Source organism: Salinicola sp. DM10 (genome assembly GCF_017306975.2).
In the GTDB taxonomy this organism is placed as follows: domain Bacteria; phylum Pseudomonadota; class Gammaproteobacteria; order Pseudomonadales; family Halomonadaceae; genus Salinicola.
In genome coordinates this window covers 509186-531059 of record NZ_JAFLEN020000003.1, presented here as the reverse complement: position 1 = coordinate 531059, position 21874 = coordinate 509186, and the positions used below count along the sequence as shown (strand labels likewise).

The following is a 21874-nucleotide window of genomic DNA, read 5'->3' as shown; positions in this document are numbered from 1 at the left end:
GCGATGGTCGAACTCACTTCGCCGCCGGGCAGGCCGGCGTGGCGATACAGGGATGACTCAAGGGCGCCGCCCCGCGACCGTGAAGGGCGCACCAGGCGTCGAAGGTGCTCAGAAAGACCCGGCCGTTGAGCGTCGCCAGCAGCTCGGTGCGGCTCAGGCGGTCCATCACCGGCCCCTTCACCTCAGCCAGATGCAGCCCGATGCCGCGCTCGCGCAGGCGCCGGTTGAGCGCCTCGAGACTCTCCAGCGCGCTGGCGTCGATCACGTTGATCGCCTGGCACGCCAGCACCAGATCGTGGGGCGGCGGCGTGCGATTGACCACCGCGGTGACCAGATCTTCCAGATGGCGCACGTTGGCGAAATAGAGGCTCTCGTCGACGCGCAGAATGGCCACCCCGGTGTCGGTCTCCACCGCGTGGCGGCGCACGTTGCGAAAGTGCTCCGTCCCCGGAATGCGCCCCACCTCGGCGCTGTGCGGGCGGCTGGTGCCGTAGAGATGCAGCGCCAGCGACATGCCCACGCCGACCAGAATACCCACGTCGACGCCCAGCATCAGCGTCGCCACCGCGGTGGCGGTCATCGCCACGCCCTCACCGCGGGCGTAGCGCCAAACGCGCCTGAACGCCGGCAGATCGATCAGCGACAGGGTGGCGATGACGATGGTCGCCGCCAGGGTCGCCAGCGGCAGCACGCCCAGCCACGGCGATAGGCACAGCATGGCCAGGGCGATCCCCACTGCGGTGAAGGCGCTGGCTGCCGGGGTGCGGGCGCCGGCCTCGAAGTTGACCACCGAGCGCGAGAAACCGCCGGTGATCGGCATGCCGCCGGTGAAGGCCGCGGCCAGATTGGCGCCACCCAGACCGATCAACTCCTGGTCCGGGTCGACCCGCTCGCCGCGGCGCACCGCCAGCGCCTGGGCCACCGAGACCGACTCCACGTAGCCGACGATGCTGATCAGCACCGCCGAACCCAGCAGCGAACGCCACAGCGCCGGGTCCCACGCGGGCAGGTGCAGCGGCGGCAGCCCGGCGGGGATCGGGCCGATCACCGCGACCTCACCGTCCAGCCAGCCGGCAGCACCGGCAATGACGGCGGCCAGCGCGATGGTCACGATCGGCCCCAGCTTGACCAGCACGGCGGCCGCGCCCGCCGGCACGCCGCAGCGTACCAGCAGCGACTTGCCGTGGCGGCGGATCGCCCATAGCGCCAGCAGTGAGCCCAGCCCGACCAGCAGCGTCGGCGGGCTCAGCCCCGGCAGCGCTGCGGGTAGCGACTGCGCCAGTGCCGGCAGGGTGGCGCCGGAGAGCTGGATGCCGAGCAGCGACTTGAGCTGGCTCGCCGCGATCAGCAGCCCCGAGGCGCTGACGAAGCCGGTCATCACCGGGTGGCTCAGAAAGTTGACCAGAAAGCCCAGCCGGCACAGCCCCATGATCAGCAGGATGGCCCCGGAGAGCAGCGCCAGCACCAGCGCCGCAGCGATATACGCCGCCGACCCCGCGGGAGCAATTGGCGCCAGGGCCGCGGCGGTCATCAGCGACACCACCGCCATCGGGCCGACCGAGAGCGTCGCGCTGCTGCCCAGCACGGTGTAGACCACCAGCGGTACCAGGCTGGCGTAGAGCCCCACCACCGGCGGCAAACCGGCGAGCATGGCGTAGGCCAGCGCCTGGGGAATCAGCATCAGCGCGACGATGATCGACGCCAGCAGATCCTGACCCAGCAGGCCGGCGTGATAGTGCCGCCCCCAGTCGAGGATCGGCAGCCAGCGTGCCAACCCGGCCTTGTGCGGCTGATTCATGATCTAACGGCCTCGATCAAGTGCGCGCCTGCGGCTTGGCCAGCCACTCGCGCCCCTTGAGCAGCAGATGCCAGTAGATGAAGGGGAGCTGCTGCGCCTTGATGTGCCAGCCGAGCCGGGTCGGCCGGGTGGCCTGATTGACCCAGGAAGGGAATGTCGGCTGCAACTGGCCGCCATAACCGAACTCCGCCAGCACCACACGCCCCCTTTCTACCGTCAGCGGACAGGCGCCATACCCCGCATAGCCGGATGGCATCGGCTTGCCATCGAGTGCCGCCAGCAGGTTGTCCGCCACCACCGGTGCCTGCTTGCGCACCGCAGCGGCGGTCTTGGCGTTGCCGGTACCGCTGGCGTCGCCGAGCCCGAAGACATCCGGGTAACGGTTATGCTGAAGGGTCTCGGCATCGAGGTCGAGCCAGCCGCCGGCGTTGGCCAGCGGCGATTCACGCACCAGACGCGGGGCACGCTGCGGCGGCACGACATGAAGCATGTCGAAATCGGCTTCGATCTCTTCGCTGCTATCCTCGCTCGTGACGCGAAAACGTGCCTTCTGGGCCGGGCCGTCCACAGCGATGAGGTTCTGCTGGAACTGCTTGTGGATACCGTAGCGCTGAACGTACTCATCCAGCGCCGGCACGAAGTCCGCGACGCCGAACATCGCCCCGCCGGCATTGTGGAAGTTGACCTCGATGTCATTCAGGACGCTCTGCTTTTCCCATTCATGGCAGGCGAGATACATCGCCTTCTGCGGCGCCCCGGCGCACTTGATCGGCATTGGTGGCTGGGTGAACAGCGCCTTGCCACCGCGCATGGCCTGCACCAGCGACCAGGTGTAGGGCGCCAGATCGAAACGGTAGTTCGAGGTCACACCATTCTCACCCAGCGTCTCCTCAAGACCGTCGATCGCCTGCCAGTCGAGCTCCAGACCCGGCGCCACCACCAGCGCCCGGTAGCCAAGCGTCGAACCGTCACCTAGCGCGACCTGACGGGATTCTGGCAGCAAGCGCTCGGCATGGGTCTGATGCCAGGTGACGAAGCTCGGCATCACCGAGCGCATCGGACGGCGCGTCTGCTCCGGGGTGAAGACGCCACCGCCGACCAGCGTCCAGCCAGGCTGATAGAAGTGATCCTGTGCCGGCTCGACGATGGCGATATCGAGATCGGGCTGGCGTCGGTGCAGGCTCGCCGCCGTGGCGATGCCACCGGCACCGCCGCCGACGATCACCACATCGTGGTGCCGGGTCGTGGATGCCGTCTGTGCGGCTGGGGTCTCACTCATGAGGCTGTCTCTCCTGCGGCCTGTGCTTGTGTCGTATCGATGGGGCGGCGTATCGAGCGGGCCGGACCTCACTCCCAGGCCGCGCCCTCGAGCGCATCCAGCGGGATCTTGAGGTAGCGCTTGCCGTTGTCTTCCGGCTCCGGCAAACGGCCGCCGCGCACATTCACCTGCAGCGCATGCAGGATCAGCTTGGGCATCGGCAGCTCGTGATCGCGCTGCTGGCGCAGTGCGACGTACTCCGCCTCGCTGCTCTCGCCCAGGCGGTGCTTGTTGTTCTGGCGCTGCTCGCGCACCGTGCTCTCCCACTGCGGCTCGCGGCCGTCGGGCATGTAGTCGTGGCCGGTGAACAGGCGGGTGTCGTCGGGCAGCGCCAAAATCGCCTGGATCGAATGCCATAGCTGGTGGGCGCTACCCCCGGGAAAGTCGGCCCGGGCGGTGCCGAAATCGGGCTGGAACAGAGTGTCATGGACGAAGGCGGCGTCGCCGATCACATAGGTGATCGAGGCCAGGGTGTGCCCCGGCGAGTGCATCACCCGCACCGGCAGATCGCCCAGGGTGAAGGTCTCGCCGTCGCTGAACAGGCGGTCCCACTGGCTGCCGTCAGCGGGCAGTGCCGGCCAGTTATAGATGCGCTTCCATAGCGCCTGAACCTCGACCACCTGGGCGCCGATCGCGGTCGGCGCGCCGGTCTTGTCGTGCAGGTAACGCGCGGCGGAAAAGTGATCGGCATGGGGGTGAGTATCCAGAATCCACGCGACCTCGAGCCCTTCGCGGGCGATATAGGCGAGCAGCTCATCGGCGTGATGGGTCGCGGTCGCGCCGGATTTCTCATCGTAGTCGAGCACCGGATCGATGATCGCGCAGTGGCGCGTAGCCGGATCGCTGACGACGTACTGGACGCTGAAGGTGCGCGGGTCGAAGAAACCGGCGACATCGGGCCGGCCGCGTTCCCGATCACCACGGGAGAGAGCGAAGGTATGCATGACGGCTCCTTGGTGGGCGACCTCCCCAGCATAGCGCCATTTAAGTTCTAACGTTATACCTTTTTGAAATATATCTTATGCCGTGATCGCCTCCTCCGAGATACCGCCCCGTCAGCCTGGCGCCCCCCAACGCAAGAAGCCGCGACGGCCATGACCGTCGCGGCTTCTCTGTCTGCACCTGCCTTATGCGTTACCTAAACTCGCAGCGGCGCCAAGCGCGGCGCAATCATATTCTCCGGGCGCAGGATATCGGCGAGCGAGGCTTCATCCAGCAGGTTCTCTTCGAGCACCAGCTCCAGCACGCCGCGGCCGGAGACCAGCGCCTCGCGGGCGATGCGCGTGGCGTTGTCATAGCCGATATGCGGGTTGAGCGCGGTGACCAGCCCGATCGAGCGCTCCACCATCTCGCGGCAGTGCGCCTCGTTGGCGGTGATGCCCTCGATGCAGTGCTCGCGCAGCATGTGCATGGCGCGGGTCAGCAGGCGGATGGAGTCGAACAGCTTGTAGGCGATCAGCGGCTCCATCACGTTGAGCTGGAGCTGCCCGCCCTCGGCGGCCATGGTCAGCGCCAGGTCGTTGCCGATCACCTCGAACGCCACCTGGTTGACCGCCTCGGGGATCACCGGATTGACCTTGCCGGGCATGATCGAGCTGCCGGGCTGGCGCGGCGGCAGGTTGATCTCGTTGAAGCCAGCGCGCGGGCCGCTGGAGAGCAGACGCAGGTCGTTGCAGATCTTGGAGAGCTTCACCGCCAGGCGCTTCAACATGCCCGAGAAGAGCACGAACGCGCCCATGTCGGAGGTGGCCTCGATCAAGTCCTGGGCCGGCACCAGCGGCTGGCCGCTGATCGCGCCGAGGCGCTCCACCGCCAGGCGCTGATAGCGCGGGTCGGAGTTGATCCCGGTACCGATGGCGGTGCCGCCCAGGTTGACCTCGCACAGCAGGCGCGGAATCTGCGCCTCAAGATGGCCCAGGTCCTCGCCCAGGGTGGTGGCGAAGGCGTTGAACTCCTGGCCAAGTGTCATCGGCACCGCATCCTGCAGCTGGGTGCGGCCCATCTTGAGCACGTCGGCGAAGGCCGCGCCCTTGTCCGCCAGCGCGTCGCGCAGCTGCGCCAGGCTGCCCAGCAAGGCATCGTGGCCCAGCAGCAGGCCGAGGCGGATCGCGGTGGGGTAAGCGTCGTTTGTCGACTGCGCCATGTTGACGTGGTTGTTGGGGTGCAGGTACGCGTAGTCGCCCTTGGCGTGGCCGAGGTGTTCGAGTGCCAGATTGGCGATCACCTCGTTGGCGTTCATGTTGGTCGAGGTACCCGCCCCGCCCTGGATCATGTCGACCACGAACTGATCGTGGTGCTCGCCGGCGATCAGCGTCTGGCAGGCGTGGCGGATCGCCTCCAGCCGGGTGGCATCGAGATAGCCCAGCTCGTGATTGGCCTCCGCCGCGGCCTGCTTGACCATGGCCAGCGCGATCACCAGCTTGGGATAGTGCGCCAGGGGCACGCCGCTCAGGTGGAAGTTCTCCACCGCGCGCTGGGTCTGGATGCCGTAATAGGCGCTATGGGGCACGGGCAGCACGCCCAGCAGGTCCTTCTCTTCACGGGTGGGGATCGCGTCGGCGTCAGTGCCGAGATCCGGGGTCGCCATCATGGTGGGTATCGTCTTCAGTCAGGGGGTTCGAACGGCCTGGGCGCCGGGGTGCCGGCGCCGCTGGGCGTAAGGTAACGCCGCGCCGGGTCGCCTGCCCAATGCCGTTACGTGGTGGTGCATACCGGGAAGGTATGAGGCAGTGCCGGGGGATGATGACCAACGGCATTGACTGATCGGCTGCCGATGCCGAGAATTCAAAGCAAGTGGACTGGGAGTGCCCGGTCGGCGTTATGACCTCGGTGAGTACATCGGGGTTTTTCGCTTTTTAGCGGTTAACGAAGTGACTCTCGAGAGCATTGTCTCGGCGTCCAACATTGCCTATAGCGCGTCTAGGCGTGCCTCTTGAATCGCCTTTAATGTCTTGCCACTGGCATCTTTCCACGCCACTCGCCCATTCGAGGCGCCACCCACCAACACGCCAGCGGCGGTCGATGGCGAAGAGAAGCGGAAATCCTGGGTGAATATCAGCGCACCATCCTGTGGCGCTAGTACACCGCGCGTTTTCAGCGTCTGACGCTGCTCATGCATATAATGATGGATAGAGGCTGTTTCTTCTGCACGCGCCAATGAGCCCTTCAACACCACGAAGCCATCCGTGACTTCTCTGCCACTTCCTTTTGCGCCTCGTTCTTTGAGGTAAAGCGTTAGAGGCGGCTCAGCGGCCTCAGTTGGTGCAGCATTCGTCTGGCTACTCGCGGACTCAAAGGCATCAATTCCCAGCAGTGGGAAGATCACCAGCATCTCGGCCAGAAACCATTCGGCGTCGGCCTTGTCCGCTTCGTTGAGCGGCGGTGGCGCAGGATAAGCCGTGTTTTCTACCGCCCACTGGTTCGCAGCCTTGGCAAGTGCCAGCAAGCGCGCTTCCAGATAGCGCACGTTGGCCTTATTCAAACCTTCGTTGGTGCTAGTAAAAGCGATGGATCGTGTCCAAAACTACTTCCACGCCACATGCTGTTTGATACGCTCACCCAGCGCGCCGGCCTCGCCCACATAAAGCCTGGCCACACCATCGTCCGTGAGCCCCGTGAGCACATACACACCCGGTTGCGCCATCTCGCTTCGCTGTAACGCCCCTTCGAGCTGAGAGCGATTTGCCACTACCGCGCGGCCGCTCCAGTTGGATTTTTCGACGATGCGCAGGCCCTAGGGAGAGGTTAAAATAGGTCCGCTTACTATTTTACCTTTGGCCCTTAATTAAAATAGCGATGCTGGCTATTTTAACTTCCTCGCCCCGAGCGATCGGAGCAGTCGCTACCCGCCATACCGGTGCGACACCAACAAGCCATGAAAGCTGCGCCCGCTGATCACGAGACCAATCGGGCGGCGATACCTCGGCACGCAGATTGCCGATCTGTGCTAACGCCCGCGTTCGACGAGAGGCACCATGCGAGAGATCGCATTCGCATGAACTCGTCGAGGGCAGCCCCATGAACAACAATACCAAGATCGATTTCATCTATCTGTCCGAGCAGGACATGATCCGCGCCGGCGTTACCGACATGGCCGCCTGCGTCGACACCATGGAAGAAGTCTTTCACCTGCTGCACATCGGTGACTACCGTATGGCCGGCCCCAACAATGACTCGCACGGCGCGATGATCATGTTCCCGCCGGAGTCACCGTTTCCCACCATGCCCAAGCCGACCGCGGATCGCCGCATGATGGCGATGCCGGCCTATCTGGGCGGCAGTTTCTGCACCTCCGGGGTGAAGTGGTACGGCTCCAATATCGCCAACAAGGAAAAGGGGCTGCCCCGCTCCATTCTGATGTTCACGCTCACCGATCCGGACACCGCCGCGCCGCTGGCTTACATGTCGGCCAACCTGCTGTCGGCCTACCGCACCGGGGCGGTGCCGGGTGTCGGTGCCCGCCACCTGGCGCGCAAGGACTCTCGGGTCATCGGCCTGCTGGGGCCGGGCGTCATGGGTCGTACCAGCGTGGCGGCCTTCATGGCCGTGTGTCCGCAGATCGACACGCTCAAGATCAAGGGGCGCAGTGGCGAGAACCTCAGCGTCTTTTTGAACTGGATAGAAGAGCACTATCCGCAGATCGCCAATGTCGAGGTGGTGGACAGCGCAGAAGCCGTGGTGCGTGATTCGGACATCGTGACCTACTGTGCCTCCGGCGAAGTCGGCGACCCCGCAACATATCCGCTGCTCAAGCGTGAGTGGATCAAGCCCGGCGCCTTTCTGGCCATGCCCGCGCCGTGCAACTTCGATGAAGGCATGGAAGCGAGTGATGTGCGCAAGGTGCTCGACGACACCGGCCTGTATGAAGCCTGGTACGAGGAAGTGCCAAAGCCCGCCCACAACTGCATCCCGCTGATCGGCGTCAAGTTCATGGACATGATTCACGCCGGCACCCTCGCGGCCGACGATCTGGAGGATCTGGGCGCGATCGTCTCCGGCGATAGCCCGGGGCGTCGGAATGATGAGGAGATCATCATGATGTCGGTCGGTGGCATGCCGGTCGAGGACGTCGCCTGGGCCACGGTCGTCTACCGCCGGGCCATGGAAGAGGGCATCGGGGTCAAGCTCAACCTGTGGGATGAGCCCGCACTGAGATAACGCATCCTCACTGTCTCCGGCATCGCCCCGTCGCTACTGGTTTGCTGGCTCACCGATCAGGACACTTTCATGGCACCGACCATAGCACCCGTCGAGACTTCAAGAGACGTTCCCGCCTCGACCACCGTGGTCATCATCGGCGGCGGCATCATCGGGCTGACCGCCGCACTGACACTCGCCGAACGTGGCGTACCGGTCGTCGTACTGGAGAAGGGCCGCCTGGCCGGGGAGCAGTCCTCCCGCAATCTGGGCTGGATTCGCAAGACCAGCCGCCACGGCGTGGATGTGCCGCTGGCACAGGCCGCCGACCGGCTGTGGGCCAACCTGGCCAGCCGCACCGGTAGCGATGTCGGTTATCGCCAGTCAGGCATCATGTTTCTATCGCGCACCCCCGGACAGCTCGCCGTGCACGAGCGCTGGCTCCAATCGGTCTCGTCTCTCGCGCTGGACTCGAGGCTGCTGAGCGCCCGCGAGATCGATACGCAGGTGCCGGGCGGTCGCGGCGACTGGGCCGGCGGCATCTTCACGCCTTCAGATGGCTACGCCGAGCCGACGCTGGCTGCCAGCGCCATTGCCAAAGCCGCCATCGAGCGCGGCGCGGTAATCGTCGAGCACTGCGCGGTGCGTAATGTCGTCCGTACTGGCGGGCGTATCGGCGGGGTGGTGACGGAGCGCGGTGAGATACGCTGCGACCAGGTGCTGCTGGCCGGCGGCATGTGGTCACGCCGCTTTCTGGGTAATCTCGGCATCTCCCTGCCGACGCTGCCGCTGATTCTGTCGGTGCTGCGCACTGGCCCCTTGAAGGGCCCGACCGATGCCGCGGTGGGCGGGCCGGATTTCTCTTTCCGAAAACACCGGGATGGCGGCTTTATCGTGACCCAGCGTGGTGCGCTCGATGCACCCTTGACACTCGACCACCTGCTGATCGGCGCGAAATATCTCAGCGCGCTGCGCGCTCAACGGGGGCTGATGCGCATAGCCCTGGGCAAGCACTTCTGGCGCGATCTCGCGCTGCCCCGACGCTGGAAGCACGGCCGCTCGCCTTTCGAGCGCGTGCGCACCCTGGACCCGCCGATCAACGAAGGGCTCAACGACGAAGCTCTGCGCAATCTTTCCGCGGCCTGGCCGGTGTTTGCCCATGCCTGCGTCGAAGAGTCCTGGGCAGGCATGATCGACATCACGCCGGACTCCAACCCGGTGATCGATGCCGTGCCGGGCATACCGGGGCTGACGCTGGCCACCGGTTTCTCCGGCCATGGGTTTGGCACTTCGCCGGCGGCGGGTCAGCTGGCGGCGGATCTGATCATGAACGAGACGCCGATCATCAGTCCGGCTCCCTATCGATTCGGCCGCTTCTAGTTCGCGACGGGGCTGAGTCACATCCTATCGCTCAGGCTCGAGAAGACGAGCCCGGGTAACGGAAGGCGCTTCCTGAAACAGGCGGCGGTACTCGCGGCAGAAATAGCTCTGATGGAAAAAGCCCTGGGCGGCGGCGGCGTCAGCCAGCGTCTGGGTCGGGTCGTGAAGCAGGCTGCGGCGTACGGCGTTGAGCCGCAGCGCGCGCAGATAGGTCACCGGTGACTGCCCCACCTCGCTCTGAAAGCTGTACTGCAGGGTGCGCCTGGAAATCCTGAGCTGACCGCACAGCGCCATCAGCGAAGGCGGGTCATCCGGGCGACTGCGAATCAGGGCCTGACAGCGGTCGACGATATAGCGCCGGGTTCGGTAGTTGGCGACGTCCGGCTCACTGACGAGCGTCGTGTCGCACAGCAGCAGCTCGATACTCTCCTCGAGCTGCTGGATCAGTGACTGCTGCAGGGCCGGGGGCAGTGGCGCCCGGTCAGCGCGGTGGCGTAGATAGTCGGTCATCGACTGCCACTGCCCACGTACCTGGTTCAAGAGCGCTGCGGGCACATCAAGGCGGCGCAGCCGATGTTCATGACGGCCGAGCCACGCATGGCGGCCTCGGTCGATGGAGACCACCAGTAGGTCGTAGTGCGATGGCGCCACGCTCCAGAACTGATCGCAGCTCGGCAGTACGGTCACCGTACCGGCATCGAACAGCGGGGCGCCCGGCCAGCGAACGGGGGTGACCAAGTGCCACTGGCACTCGGGAAAGTGCATCTGCTGGTACAGGCCCAGATTGGCACTTTCGCGAAAAAGACGTACCTCATGGCTCGACACATCCACGATCTCGCCCGAAAACACGCCGGCCTCGATCTGACTGGCCTCCTGCTGCCAGCCTTTCAGTCGTTGGGCATGCTCGGCCGCATCGAGACAGCGATGCAGGGTGATGGCCATCAATGACTCCTTCGGAGCGTCGCTCCGGTCATGGCACGTTTTTTGCCTACTCCTATGAGCGCCCTGTCGAGTCGGGGCTTGCTTGACTAATGGATGGTGGTGACGGGGTCCGTTTTTCTTTAGAGTCCCTTAGACCATTAAAATATTAATGATCATGGTGACCCAATGCTAACCACGAATGCAACCTTGCTGCCGTTCGATGTCTGGCTTGGCGCCTTACGGCAAACGTGCGGCCAGTTCGACTCCACGCCCCGGGACCGACGCAGTTTCCAGGGCAGCGTCTCGAGACGCGCCAATGGAGGCATAGACATTGCCAACATCGTCACCAACGCCGAAAAGATTACCAACGGCCACACCCAGCGCCACGATGAAGATCGCTTCTGTTTTCTCATCGTTCAGAAGCAGGGCCACGCCACGCTGGTGCAAAACGACACCTCCATCACGCTGCGTCCGGGAGAAATGGCGCTGATGGATTCCGTCACGACCTGCGAGATCCTTCCCCACGGCCTGATCGAGCACGATTCACTGCACCTGTCGCGCAGCGACGTAGCCCGTCGTTTCGGTGATGCCTCGATTCCCTTCATGAAGATCGCGGCCGACTGCGCCAGCAGTCAGATCCTGCAGTTGATCGTCAATCGAATGGTGACCGAGCCACTGGCTGCGGCAGAGGAGAGAGAGCGCGGCGTACTGGAATCACTGGTGGCCCTGCTACCGGCCATTCATCAGCATCAGACGATGTCTGCGTCTTTCCTGGAGCGGGCCGACGACACGCTGTTCCTCTGCGTTCAGCAGTTCATCGATCAGCACCTGCATGAAGAGGGGATCAGTCCGGAGCGGTTGGCGAGCGTCTTTCACATGTCGGTGCGTCAACTCTATCGTCTGTTCGAGCAGCACGGCGAAACCGTGTGTCGCTATGTGCAGCGTCGCCGGCTGGCCCGCTGTGCCGAGGAGCTGGCCAGCCCGGCCCAGAGCCGGCGCACCATCACCCAGATTGCCTACAAGTGGGGCTTTACCGACTCGGCGCACTTCAGCCGCTCCTTCAAGCGGGAGTTCTCGCGTTCGCCGCGCGAGTACCGCCGTATCCGGCTCGAGCAGGCCGCCTGACTTCGGCCTAGTTCTCATCGGCCTAGTTCTCACTGGCTTAGTTCTCACCGCGCAGAGACGACTCGAGACTGGCCGACAGACACTGGCTGACCGATAGACACTGGCTAGCCGACAGACATCGACCGACAGACAGACATTGACCGACCGACGGACAGACATTAGCTGGCCGCTCGTCATCGAGCGGCCAGCCGGTTGCATCAGTAGGCGATACAGACCGATTTGAGTTCGGTGTAGGCGTTGACCGCCTCCGGGCCGAACTCCTTGCCGAGACCGGACATCTTGAGACCACCAAACGGCATCGCCGGGTCGAGCGTCACATGGGTATTGACCCACACGGTGCCGGCTTCGATACGCGGCGTCAGGGCCATGGCCTTGGACAGGTCGTTGGTCCAGAGGCTGGCAGCCAGCCCCAGCTCGCTGTCGTTGACCATGCGTAGCGCGTCTTCTTCGTCATCGAACGGAATCACGGTCAGGACAGGCCCGAAGACCTCTTCCCGTGCGACTTCCATCGCGTGATCGGCGCCGCTGATGATGGCCGGCGAGACATAGAAGCCTTCCGCGGGCACGTCATTGCCGATATGAATGGTGGCGCCCTGCTCACGCGCCCGGTCGAGATAGCCGCGCACGCTCTCCTGTTGGCGTTTGGAGACCAGCGGATTGACCTGCGCCTGGGGGTCCATGCCGGGGCCGGCCTGCATGGTATCGACGGCGCCGGCCATCTGCGCGCAGAAGGCATCATGAATGCTGCGATGCACATAGAAGCGCGAGGCCGCTGCGCAGACCTGGCCCTGGTTGAACAGCCCCCCCATCAGCGCGCCGTTGACGGCCTTCTCGAGATCGGCATCTTCGAGCACCAGCATCGGATTCTTGCCGCCCAACTCCAGCGAGAAGTGCGCCATGTGCTCGACGGCGGCATGCCCCACCACCTTGCCGACCTCGGTGCTGCCGGTGAAGGTGACCTTCTTGACGTCAGGATGCTCGGCCAGGCGTGTGCCAACCACCGAGCCCGAGCCCAGCACCACGTTGAACACGCCCTTCGGCACGCCGGCCTCCAGCGCCAACTCCGCCAGGCGCAGCACGCTCAGGGGTGTTTCCGAGGCGGGCTTGAGCACCACCGTGCAGCCAGCGGCCAGCGCCGGCACCAGCTTCCACAGCGCGATCATCATCGGGAAGTTCCACGGCACGATGGCCGCTACCACGCCCAGCGGCTGACGCAGGGTATACACGTTGAAACGCGCGCCCTCCGGCATGCCGATGGAGACATCGCGGGTGCTGCCTTCGAGCTTGGTGGCCCAGCCGGCCATATAGCGGATGAAATCGACCGAAAAGCCCACGTCGACGCCGCGGGAGATGTTGATCGACTTGCCCTGATTCAAGGTTTCGAGCTGGGCCAGCTCCTCGGTGTGCGCCTCGACCAGGTCGGCAAAACGCAGCAGAATGCGCTCCCGCGCTGCCGGCGTCAGTCCGGACCAGCGCCCATCCTCGAAGCTTTCCTTGGTCAGCGCGACCGCTCGGTCGGCCAGGGCACGGTCGCCTTCGTGCAACGTGGTGAGAGCCTGACCGGTAGAGGGGTCGAGCACCTCGAAGGCGCGACCTTCCTGCAGGAAGCCCCCGTCGATGAACGAGCCGGTGGCCCGCGCCAAAAAGTCCTGCACGCCCTGTGCGGTAGTGATCTGACTCATGACAACCTCCTGCGCATACGCGAATTCAGCAACGGCAGCGCCAATAGCGCCGCAAGCTAATATGCACCGAGCCTACGCGCCCGGCAGACGCGGCGCTTGCCTCGCTCTGCCGGACACATGACGCTGGCTGCCGAGTGCTGGAACTCGAGCTAGAAATTGAAGCCGACCAGCAACTGGGAGTAGTAGTTCGTACCGCTGTCGCCGAGCTGCGAACCACCGTTGTCTGCCGAGACATCCGGGTTGTAGCGCCCCAGTATCGGCATCACCCACCAATGGTCATTGATCGTCCAGGTGCCGTAGAGATCGATCTCGTTGGCATCGAGATTGCGCCCTTGATCGGTGTCGAGGGTATCGAAGAGGTAAGCCATCACGCCCAGGCTCAGATTCTCGGTGGGGGTCAGCGACAGCGTGACCTGATGAACACGCGTGTTGGTGGAGAACGGCCCTGCATAGTTGGCCGCCACTTCCCCCTGGAACCAGGTTCCCAGCGCACGGCCGTTGCCGTAGAACAGCGGGTCATAGCCTTCGGAGAAACGACTGAAGCGATAGCTCACATAGGGTGACCAGGTCAGCTCACTGAACTTCCAGCCCGCTTCCAGATACCAGGCGTTCTCGCTGTCGTCGTTGCCCTTGTTCTGATAGGCGTACTGAGCCGACAGAAACAGGTTCTCGACCCCGGCATTGCCATGGCCGTACAGGCTATAGACCTTGGTATCTTTGCGATCGGGGTAGAGGAACGCGAAGTCACCATCGGTGTCGAGCACCTTGATGTAGGTTGCCCCGAACGTATCGTCATCGGTCACGTGTTCCACTGAACCCACCGCCATCTCGGGTTTCGCCTGCCCCGGATTACCGGATTTCAGCCACATCAAGTCGCCCCGCCAACCCTGGTCGCCACCGAGCCTCAAGACGGCCGTCTTTTCGAAGGACTGCCGCGGAGCCAGATAGTAGGCGCCACCGCGATTCAGCTCACCATCGATTACGCCCCGGCCAAAGCTGAGCGAATCACCCGAGATCAAGAAGCCATCGCCGACCTGAATGTACTGACGACCGTAGGAGATATCGATACCGTCGTGACCCAAGGCGGGAAACAGGTCGCCGGATTTCCAGCCCACGACGAGATCTTCGATATGGGTGCGCCGCTCGTCACCCGTGGTGAACCCCGCGGCATCGCCCTGCCCCCAGGTTGCGCTGGAAACCCAGGCCACGTTGGCGTAAAGCGAAGCGCCCATAGGAGAAAGGGTATGCGTGAGGCCGAGTCCGTATTTGACGAACCCATCCTGCCAGTCACGTCCTTTCGCTTCGGCCGTCTCCGATTGCGCGTAGCCCTTCTGGCTATGAGACACCCCAGCCATCCCGCTGAGGTTGAGGCTGACGGTGGTGTCCGCCGTCTTGTAGAGCTCGAGTGCCGAAGCGCTGCCACACATCGACAGTGTAAGGACGGTACCGGCGGCAAGCCGCGGCAGCAGAGGGCTGTAGCGTGAGGTGGTCATGGATCAGTCATCCCTTGTTATTGTGGTGCTTATAAGTGGTGATGCTTGTCGTGGTGATGCTTGTCTTGGTGATGCTATTTACCGTGATGGCGAAGGCGCCTGGCGTACCGGCCTTCTGACGACAGGCTAGCGAGCCGCCACCCGCCACTCTTGTCTGCCCTTGACGAAAACCTGTTCGGCGCTGCCGTCCGTTGCGCCGACAAAAAAAACCGGCGCGAAGCCGGTCGAAAGGGAGATCGAAAAAACACAAGCGTGTTCTTGGGCGCTACCCCAGCCACACCAGCGACAGCGCCGGCACGAAAACGATGATGGCGATACGCAACATGTCGGCCCCGAGAAACGGAACGATGCCGCGGCTGACCGTGGCCAGCGACGTGCCGTGGCTGTATTTCTGCACAATGAACAGGTTCATCCCCATCGGCGGGGTGATCAGGCCGATTTCCACCACCATCAGCGCGACGATCCCAAACCAGATCGCCTTTTCTGGCCCGGTCAGGCCGAACAGCTCCAACTGCATGATGATGGGAAAGAAGATCGGGATGGTCAGCAGAATCATCGACAAAGAATCCATCATGCAGCCCAGCACCAGGTAGATCGCCAGAATCACCAGCAGCACCGCCACCGGCGTCAGACCGCTACCCAGTATCCAATCGGCCAGCGCCGCCGGCATCTGCCCCAGCGCCAGCCCGCTGTTGAGGAGATCGGCGCCGATCACCACCAGATAGATCATGGCGCTGGCTTCCGCCGTCCCGACCAGGCTCTTGTAGAATCCTGCCCAGCGCATACCGCGCCACACGGCATAGACCCCGCAGGCCGCCGCGCCGAGCGAGGCGGCCTCGGTCAGATTCGCCCAGCCGCCGTAGAGCCCGAAGATGACCACGCAGAAGATCACCAGCACCGGCGCGATCTCGCGCAGGCTGGCCAATCGCTCGGCCCAGCTATAGCGTGGCGAGGCTTCGACGTCGCTCATGGTGCGCATCGCCATCAGCCGGATCACCGCAAGATAGCCCGCTACCGCCAGTAGGCCCGGCAGCACCGCCGCCAGAAACAGGGTCGCGATCGAGGTCTGCGTCAGTACGGCGTAGACGATCAGCGGTACCGAGGGAGGAATCAGAATGCCCAGCGTCCCCGCCGCGGCAATCGTGCCGGTCGCCAGGCGCTGGCTGTAGCGGTGACGCTCGAGCTCGGGCAAAGCGACCTGGCTCATGGTGGTGGCGGTGGCCAGCGAAGAGCCACAAATAGCGCCAAACCCGGCGCAAGCGCCGGCCGCCGACATCGCAAGCCCGCCTCGCCAGTGGCCAATCCATTTGGCACTGGTGCGAAAGAGCGTCGAGGAAAGCCCACCGTGAATCGCGAACTGCCCCATCAGAACGAAGATGGGGATCACCGCCAGGTCATAGCTCGAGAAGCGTGCGTAGACCAGATTATTGAGGGTATATAGTAGCGCGTGCGTATCGCCACCGTAGACTAGGAGATAGCACAGGGCACCAGCCAACAGCATGCCCACGCCCACATGCAGACGGCATCCCAGCAGCACCAGCATGGCGCCAAAGGCGACGGCCCCCATCGCAAGTCCGTTCATTGAGCCGCCTCCTCTTCGATCACGGCGGGTACCTCGTCATGGGTGAGTCGATATAGGCTCTGATAAAGCGCACACAGACCCATCAGGGCGATGCCGGGCAGCATGGCGACTTGAAATACCCCTTCGCGCAGACCGAGCTGCACGCTCTGGGCATGGAAAGCGAAGCTGTCCAATGCCAGCATCCCCGTACGCCAGGTCAGCAGCGCACAGATCGCAGCCAGCGCCAGATGCGAGATCGCCAGCAGCACGCGGTTGGCCCTGCGCGGCAGCAAGGTGGCGATGATATCGACACGAATGTGGCGGTCACGGATTTCGCACAGCGGCAGAAAACAGGCCACTACCACGGCCATCGTCATCTGTAGGAGCTCGATGTCCCCCGTGATGGGCGTCGCCCAGAGTCTCCGGCTCAGCATCGAGACCAGCGACAACGCGATAGCGGCCAATAGCAGGACACCACCTACCAGCGCCAGCCCGACGGCCAATCGCTGCAGCAGTGTTCTCATGGCCCCTCCCTGCGCGCGTCGTTCTGCCCAGCCGGCGCCTGATACGACGCTGGCGCCTGATACGACGCTGAAACCTGATGCGACGCTGAAACCTGATGCGACGCTGAAACCTGACGCAACGCTGGCGCCATCGACGTCACCATGGCTTCGAGCGAGCGCACCAGCGCAGCCCGATCGAGCCCCCGCTCACGCGACGCCATCCACGCATCGGTGACGCCTTGTGTGGCCTCTCTCATACTGCGATAGGCGTCGTCGTCCAGGGCGATGACGGTATGTTCGGGGTCATTGGCGAGGCGCGCCCTGACCGGCAGGATGGCGTCGTCCCAGGCCTGGCCGAAGCGCTGCGACAGAGCCTCGCCGCTCAGGCTGTCCAGCACCTTGCGCGACTTGTCGGGCAGCCGCGCATAGCTTTCTTTGTTCATCAGCAAAGCCAGCACGGTCACGGTCGGCGTGGCCTGATGCGCGCCGGATTCGGTGTGGTAGCGAGTGACCTCATCGAGCTTGGTCGGTGGCACGACCTCCCAGCCAGCCGAGGCACCATCGATCACGCCCTTGGCGAGCGTGTCGGCGATCTGAGCTGGCGGCATGCTCACCGCCGAGCCCCCCAGGGCATCGATGAGCCGAGAGGCCATGCGCGTCGGTGAGCGCAGCTTCAGCCCCGCCATGTCGGCCATGTCACGGATGGCGGTATGGCGCGTGTGGAAGACCGCGCCGCCATCGCTCTGAATGGCCAGCAGGTGATAGTCGTCGAAATCCGCCCGCGCTGGCCCCTGGCTGAAGGCCCAGGCAATACGGCTGCCCGCGACCCCGCCGGCGGGCAGCATGAAGGGCAGCTCCAGCGCCTCGGAGCGGGGAAAGCGCCCCGCCGAATACCCCAGCGCTGTCCAGGCGATATCCACCACGCCATGGCGCACCATATCGGGCAGCTGAGAAGGAATGCCGCCGAGCTGCATCGAGGGGTAGATCTGACAGCGAATTTCATGGCCGGAGCGCGCTTCGAGCTCATCGCACCAGGGGTCGAGCACCTGGCGTTGCGCGTTGGCGACCGCCGGTAGAAAGTGCGCGATCCGCAGCGTCGTCACTGCCGAGGCCGAAGGGCTCGACATCCCCGTGACCAGGCAGGCCCCGAGCAGCAGCGTCGTCCGAGCGTTTTTCAGCACGCCGCGTCTGATGGATATCGTCATGCGATCACCTTTTGCCAATCAGCGAACATGCGCGGACCCAATCCATTGATGTATGAAAGCGCTGATGCATGAAAGCGCTGATGCATGAAAGCGCTGATGCATGAAAGCGCTGGGTCCGTATCAACGACCGCATGCCCATGGCACTGACTCGAATGGCATTTTTCGCATCGCGACAGCCACAGGCCTGTACCGCCCCTGGGAGCGCAAGCTTGGCCGGTGACCGCAGGCCTACCGGCTGTGACAACGTCGCGGGCGATGCTCGTTCGGCTCATGCCTGAAGGCGCGAAAACAGCTCTGAGAGTCGCTCGACGTGCGACAGCGGCAACACATCCGCCACGTACTGATCGGGGCGAACCACCACCAGGGCACCGTCACGGTCGACGCCACGGACATCGAAGATGTCTTGGTCGGGCGCCACGCCGAACACGTTTTCGAGATCTTCCAGCGCGAACGGCCCTACTTCGGGTTTGAAGACGCTCGGCACCTGTTGAATGGCAATGTCTTCATGACGCTGCTGATAGATCACCTTGACGTCGAACCAGTCGACCCACGTGCCGGTCGGGAACGCCGCATTGAGCGGGGAGTCGGTCGCCTGCGTCAGCCACTCGGCAAGGTCTCGCGTTTTCGATGCGCCATCGGCGTTGGCCGCGTCGGCGAACACGTAAAGGCGCCAACGCCCATCGGCCTTGGCCTGATGGCCGAGCTGTAACGGGTTGCCATCACACACCCGCGAGACCATGGCCGACTTGAAGCGCTTACCGATGGGAAAGCCAGTCGCGAGCGCCTGATGCTCGGCGCCATTGGTGATCATGGAGGGCGCGTACTCGGTCATGAAGCCCGCCGGGAACTCGATGGTACGGGTGTAGAACTCCTCTAGTTCGCCGGGGTTTTCGAACTCCTCCGGGCGCTTGGCCATCATCGTCGACCACTGCTTGTCGAAATCGATCAGGTTCTTGGCCACCACCTGGCGCTCGGCGGAGTAGGTCGACAGCAGGCTGGCGGAACTGCGGCCCGAGAGCACGTAGCCGAGCTTCCAGCCGAGATTGAAGCCATCCTGCATCGAGACGTTCATGCCTTGGCCGGCCTTGGCACTATGGGTGTGGCAGGCGTCACCCGTGATGAAGACTCGCGGCAAGCGACCGGTATCGGGGTCTTCGACGTCATCGAAGCGGTCGGTCAGCCGGTGGCCGACTTCGTAAACGCTGTGCCACGCCACGTTTCGCACATCGAGGGTATAAGGCGTGAGAATCTCGTTGGCCTTGGCGATGATCTGCTCGATCGGCGTGTTGCGCACGGCATTGCTGCCATCCGCCGGCACCTCGCCGAGGTCGACGTACATGCGAAACAGGTGCCCGCCCTCGCGCGGGATCAATAGGATGCTGCCGCCGGAATGCGACTGGATGGCACACTTGGTACGGATATCGGGGAAGTCGGTTCGCGCCAGCACGTCCATCACGCCCCAGGCGTGGTTGGCTTGGTCGCCCCTCAGCGTGCAGCCGATCGCGCTGCGCACGCCACTGCGCGCACCATCGCAGCCGACCACATACTTGGCCCGCACCGTACGTTCACGGCCCTCTTCCGGCCCCGCCACATGTCTGAGTGTCACACTGACGGGATAGTCACTCTGATCATCGAACTCCAGGCCCTTGAACTCGATACCAAAATCCGGACGAATGCGCGCCGGCCCATTGACCGCGGACTCGGCCAGATAGTCGAGCACACGCGCCTGGTTGACGATCAAATGTGGAAATTCGCTGATGCCCTCGGGATCATCGGCCGCGCGTGCCGTGCGGATGATGTGATCGGGTCGCGCCGGATCCGGCTTCCAGAAGGCCATCTCGGTGATGCGATACGCCTCGGCGGTGATGCGACCCGCAAAGCCGAATGCCTGGAAGGTCTCGACGCTGCGCGCCTGAATACCGTCTGCGTGGCCGATTTCCAGGCGTCCCGGGCGGCGTTCGACGATGCGGGTGCGGACGTGGGGGAACTGCGAGAGCTGGGCGGCCATGATCATGCCGGCAGGTCCGGTGCCCACGATCAGGACGTCTACCTCGTCGGGCAGCGCCTCGGGCCGATCGAGACCCTCGCCGAGCGCGGGCTGAACACGGGGATCGCCGGACACATAGCCGTAGTGATGAAATTGCATGATCGTCTCCTCATTGATCGGGTCGGCTTCGGCTGGGCGCTCGGTATACGCGCCGCTCGGCAAGCGTGCCTGTGCGCGCTCGGAAGCCAGGACGCTCTCCATGCTGAAGACCATCGAATCCAATGAGGATGTGTTTTACACAGACTCGATTGTACTTTTCACAGATACCCACCCTACCTTGGTCGGCATGCCGCTCGAGCCCCACACCAAATCGTTAATCTATGAACGATGTAGCGCTGACACCGTCTAATGCGGCCACGCCGCAGGCGCTACGACATCGCTCCGGCGGGGACGAAATGACCAGACGCAGTGCTTGACATAAGGACATATGCCATTCATTAATAAATTAATAGAAAGGTGCCAGCAGGAAGAGATCGACAGAAAGAGACCGACAGAAAGACCAGGCTACCAAGGAGGACGCCGTGCCCCATTTACATATCGAATACTCACCCGGGCTCGAGCGCCACGTCGACGTGCGCGAAGTCTGCCGTGCCGCCCACCAGGTGATGAGCGAATCGGCGCTGTTTCCCTTGGCCGGCATTCGCATCCGCGCCTTTGCCGCCGACTACTGCATCGTGGCCGACGACCACCCTGACAATGAGTTTCTGGCCATGACCTTGAGCGTGGGCAGCGGTCGCGCCCAGAGCGATCTCAAGGCTGCCGGCGAGCGCTTGTTCGCGGCCGTGCAGCGCGTGCTCGCCGACCCGCTTGCCACTCCGCATTTCGCCCTGTCTTTGGAAATTCGCGAAATCGATGCCGCGCTGAGCTGGAAAGACACACCGATTCATGCCCGATTGTCCAAGCAGTGAGCACCATGTCCCATTGAGAGGGTCACCGATGCCCCCATTGGGCGCAACCATCAGGTCTTGGCCAGATTCACCAAGACCTCTAGCATCCTCTCGCGCACTCCGTTCAGCCTGTCATCGGACGGTAGACCGACGCCCAAATGAATCAGAGAGCCCTCGATCATCGACGAAATCATGGTGGCCCTCTGGAAGCGCTCGGTCGGGCTCAGATCGGGCCTCACCAAGGCGATGACCTCCGCGATGTCTTCCCGGTGGCAATCGTACATCTCGAACAGCTGATCTCGAAAAATGTCACTCTGAAATCCCATCGCCCACATCTGCGTGAAGAAACGACACGTTTCGACATTCAAACTATCCTCGACAAGGGATTTGAAGATGGCGCGAACCTTGTCTTCACCACTCCCCGTAACCTCTTCCTTCAACGCAGCATGGTTACTCAAATAGGTCTGAACACGGTTGTATATCAGAGTCTTTATGATCGATTCACGAGATTCGAAGTAATGCTGCACCGTACTCAGGCGGATATCCACTTCCTTGGCAATACGCCGCAACGTTAGCTCGGCATACCCTTCATCGACGAACACCTTGGTGGCGGCATCGAGGATCTCAGACCGCCTCTCCTCGCGGGTCTTCCTGACGCGTCTTTTCTTGTCTTCGACACTGCTCATCGGTAGGAAACCTTTCAACATTAATAAGTTAATGACCAAAGACGAAGGTCTAATTGATGGCGCTCTAGGCTGGCGCAACAATCGCTATCGGTCTACTGACCGATAGAGAATCACCAGGCCATTATCAACGCT

17 protein-coding genes are annotated in these 21874 nt (G+C 63.5%); 4 read left to right on the top strand and 13 right to left on the bottom strand.

What is annotated here, in order from left to right; all coding sequences use genetic code 11:
- Positions 1-13 precede the first annotated feature (13 nt).
- The 5 genes from J0A90_RS13950 to J0A90_RS13930 form a co-directional block, all read right to left on the bottom strand.
- Entirely contained in the window at positions 14-1798 is a 1785-nt protein-coding gene (locus J0A90_RS13950; protein WP_207036820.1) for a SulP family inorganic anion transporter, read from the bottom strand.
- A gap of 16 nt (positions 1799-1814) precedes the next feature.
- Entirely contained in the window at positions 1815-3077 is a 1263-nt protein-coding gene (locus J0A90_RS13945; RefSeq protein ID WP_207036818.1) for an FAD/NAD(P)-binding oxidoreductase, read from the bottom strand.
- A gap of 68 nt (positions 3078-3145) precedes the next feature.
- Positions 3146-4060: an MBL fold metallo-hydrolase gene (locus J0A90_RS13940; protein ID WP_207036816.1), complete on the bottom strand. Its 915-nt coding sequence runs from the start codon at positions 4058-4060 to the stop codon at positions 3146-3148.
- A gap of 194 nt (positions 4061-4254) precedes the next feature.
- A complete protein-coding gene (locus tag J0A90_RS13935; RefSeq protein ID WP_233076794.1) occupies positions 4255-5706 on the bottom strand; it encodes an aspartate ammonia-lyase in 1452 nt (483 codons plus the stop codon).
- Between the two features lie 318 nt (positions 5707-6024).
- Positions 6025-6597, bottom strand: coding sequence for a DUF4357 domain-containing protein (locus J0A90_RS13930; protein WP_207036814.1), 573 nt, complete (start codon positions 6595-6597; stop codon positions 6025-6027).
- Positions 6598-7133: 536 nt separating this feature from the next.
- Between J0A90_RS13930 and J0A90_RS13925 the strand changes: the two genes are divergently transcribed.
- Both J0A90_RS13925 and J0A90_RS13920 read left to right on the top strand, forming a co-directional pair.
- The gene (locus J0A90_RS13925) at positions 7134-8273 is read left to right on the top strand and encodes a tyramine oxidase subunit B (RefSeq protein ID WP_207036813.1); all 1140 of its coding nucleotides are present in this window, start codon (positions 7134-7136) and stop codon (positions 8271-8273) included.
- Positions 8274-8342: 69 nt separating this feature from the next.
- Positions 8343-9632: an FAD-binding oxidoreductase gene (locus tag J0A90_RS13920; RefSeq protein WP_207036811.1), complete on the top strand. Its 1290-nt coding sequence runs from the start codon at positions 8343-8345 to the stop codon at positions 9630-9632.
- Between the two features lie 24 nt (positions 9633-9656).
- Here J0A90_RS13920 and J0A90_RS13915 read toward each other — a convergent pair whose 3' ends face one another.
- On the bottom strand, positions 9657-10574 hold the full coding sequence (locus J0A90_RS13915) for a helix-turn-helix domain-containing protein (protein ID WP_207036809.1): 918 nt from the start codon (positions 10572-10574) through the stop codon (positions 9657-9659).
- A gap of 165 nt (positions 10575-10739) precedes the next feature.
- Between J0A90_RS13915 and feaR the strand changes: the two genes are divergently transcribed.
- Positions 10740-11678, top strand: coding sequence for a transcriptional regulator FeaR (feaR, locus tag J0A90_RS13910; protein WP_255702163.1), 939 nt, complete (start codon positions 10740-10742; stop codon positions 11676-11678).
- Between the two features lie 197 nt (positions 11679-11875).
- Here feaR and J0A90_RS13905 read toward each other — a convergent pair whose 3' ends face one another.
- The 6 genes from J0A90_RS13905 to J0A90_RS13880 all read right to left on the bottom strand — a co-directional run bounded on the left by J0A90_RS13905 (position 11876) and on the right by J0A90_RS13880 (position 20268).
- Entirely contained in the window at positions 11876-13360 is a 1485-nt protein-coding gene (locus J0A90_RS13905; RefSeq protein WP_207036806.1) for an aldehyde dehydrogenase, read from the bottom strand.
- Between the two features lie 149 nt (positions 13361-13509).
- Complete coding sequence (locus J0A90_RS13900; RefSeq protein WP_233076793.1) at positions 13510-14853, bottom strand: alginate export family protein; 1344 nt, start codon at positions 14851-14853, stop codon at positions 13510-13512.
- A 265-nt stretch (positions 14854-15118) separates the two neighbouring features.
- Positions 15119-16435 carry a TRAP transporter large permease gene (locus J0A90_RS13895; protein WP_207036803.1) on the bottom strand — a complete coding sequence of 439 codons (1317 nt, stop codon included), beginning with the start codon at positions 16433-16435 and terminating at the stop codon, positions 15119-15121.
- Positions 16432-16938, bottom strand: a complete 507-nt coding sequence (locus tag J0A90_RS13890; RefSeq protein ID WP_207036802.1) for a TRAP transporter small permease — start codon at positions 16936-16938, stop codon at positions 16432-16434. The genes J0A90_RS13895 and J0A90_RS13890 overlap by 4 nt, the downstream gene beginning before the upstream one ends.
- Positions 16935-18122 (bottom strand): TRAP transporter substrate-binding protein, encoded by a 1188-nt coding sequence (locus tag J0A90_RS13885; protein WP_233076792.1) that lies wholly within the window; start codon positions 18120-18122, stop codon positions 16935-16937. The genes J0A90_RS13890 and J0A90_RS13885 overlap by 4 nt, the downstream gene beginning before the upstream one ends.
- A gap of 268 nt (positions 18123-18390) precedes the next feature.
- Positions 18391-20268 (bottom strand): FAD-binding monooxygenase, encoded by a 1878-nt coding sequence (locus tag J0A90_RS13880; protein WP_207036799.1) that lies wholly within the window; start codon positions 20266-20268, stop codon positions 18391-18393.
- 422 nt (positions 20269-20690) lie between these two features.
- Between J0A90_RS13880 and J0A90_RS13875 the strand changes: the two genes are divergently transcribed.
- A complete protein-coding gene (locus J0A90_RS13875) occupies positions 20691-21077 on the top strand; it encodes a 5-carboxymethyl-2-hydroxymuconate Delta-isomerase (RefSeq protein WP_207036797.1) in 387 nt (128 codons plus the stop codon).
- A 50-nt stretch (positions 21078-21127) separates the two neighbouring features.
- Here the strand turns inward: J0A90_RS13875 and J0A90_RS13870 are convergent, their stop codons facing one another.
- On the bottom strand, positions 21128-21742 hold the full coding sequence (locus J0A90_RS13870; protein WP_207036795.1) for a TetR/AcrR family transcriptional regulator: 615 nt from the start codon (positions 21740-21742) through the stop codon (positions 21128-21130).
- Positions 21743-21874 lie beyond the last annotated feature (132 nt).

Excerpts from the sequence above, each read along its gene's own strand:
- J0A90_RS13950 (WP_207036820.1), bottom strand. The coding sequence starts at position 1,798 with ATGAATCAGCCGCACAAGGCCGGGTTGGCACGCTGGCTGCCGATCCTC.
- J0A90_RS13945 (WP_207036818.1), bottom strand. The coding sequence starts at position 3,077 with ATGAGTGAGACCCCAGCCGCACAGACGGCATCCACGACCCGGCACCAC.
- J0A90_RS13940 (WP_207036816.1), bottom strand. The coding sequence starts at position 4,060 with ATGCATACCTTCGCTCTCTCCCGTGGTGATCGGGAACGCGGCCGGCCC.
- J0A90_RS13935 (WP_233076794.1), bottom strand. The coding sequence starts at position 5,706 with ATGATGGCGACCCCGGATCTCGGCACTGACGCCGACGCGATCCCCACC.
- J0A90_RS13925 (WP_207036813.1), top strand. The coding sequence starts at position 7,134 with ATGAACAACAATACCAAGATCGATTTCATCTATCTGTCCGAGCAGGAC.
- J0A90_RS13920 (WP_207036811.1), top strand. The coding sequence starts at position 8,343 with ATGGCACCGACCATAGCACCCGTCGAGACTTCAAGAGACGTTCCCGCC.
- J0A90_RS13915 (WP_207036809.1), bottom strand. The coding sequence starts at position 10,574 with ATGGCCATCACCCTGCATCGCTGTCTCGATGCGGCCGAGCATGCCCAA.
- feaR (WP_255702163.1), top strand. The coding sequence starts at position 10,740 with ATGCTAACCACGAATGCAACCTTGCTGCCGTTCGATGTCTGGCTTGGC.
- J0A90_RS13905 (WP_207036806.1), bottom strand. The coding sequence starts at position 13,360 with ATGAGTCAGATCACTACCGCACAGGGCGTGCAGGACTTTTTGGCGCGG.
- J0A90_RS13900 (WP_233076793.1), bottom strand. The coding sequence starts at position 14,853 with ATGACCACCTCACGCTACAGCCCTCTGCTGCCGCGGCTTGCCGCCGGT.
- J0A90_RS13895 (WP_207036803.1), bottom strand. The coding sequence starts at position 16,435 with ATGAACGGACTTGCGATGGGGGCCGTCGCCTTTGGCGCCATGCTGGTG.
- J0A90_RS13890 (WP_207036802.1), bottom strand. The coding sequence starts at position 16,938 with ATGAGAACACTGCTGCAGCGATTGGCCGTCGGGCTGGCGCTGGTAGGT.
- J0A90_RS13885 (WP_233076792.1), bottom strand. The coding sequence starts at position 18,122 with ATGACGATATCCATCAGACGCGGCGTGCTGAAAAACGCTCGGACGACG.
- J0A90_RS13880 (WP_207036799.1), bottom strand. The coding sequence starts at position 20,268 with ATGCAATTTCATCACTACGGCTATGTGTCCGGCGATCCCCGTGTTCAG.
- J0A90_RS13870 (WP_207036795.1), bottom strand. The coding sequence starts at position 21,742 with ATGAGCAGTGTCGAAGACAAGAAAAGACGCGTCAGGAAGACCCGCGAG.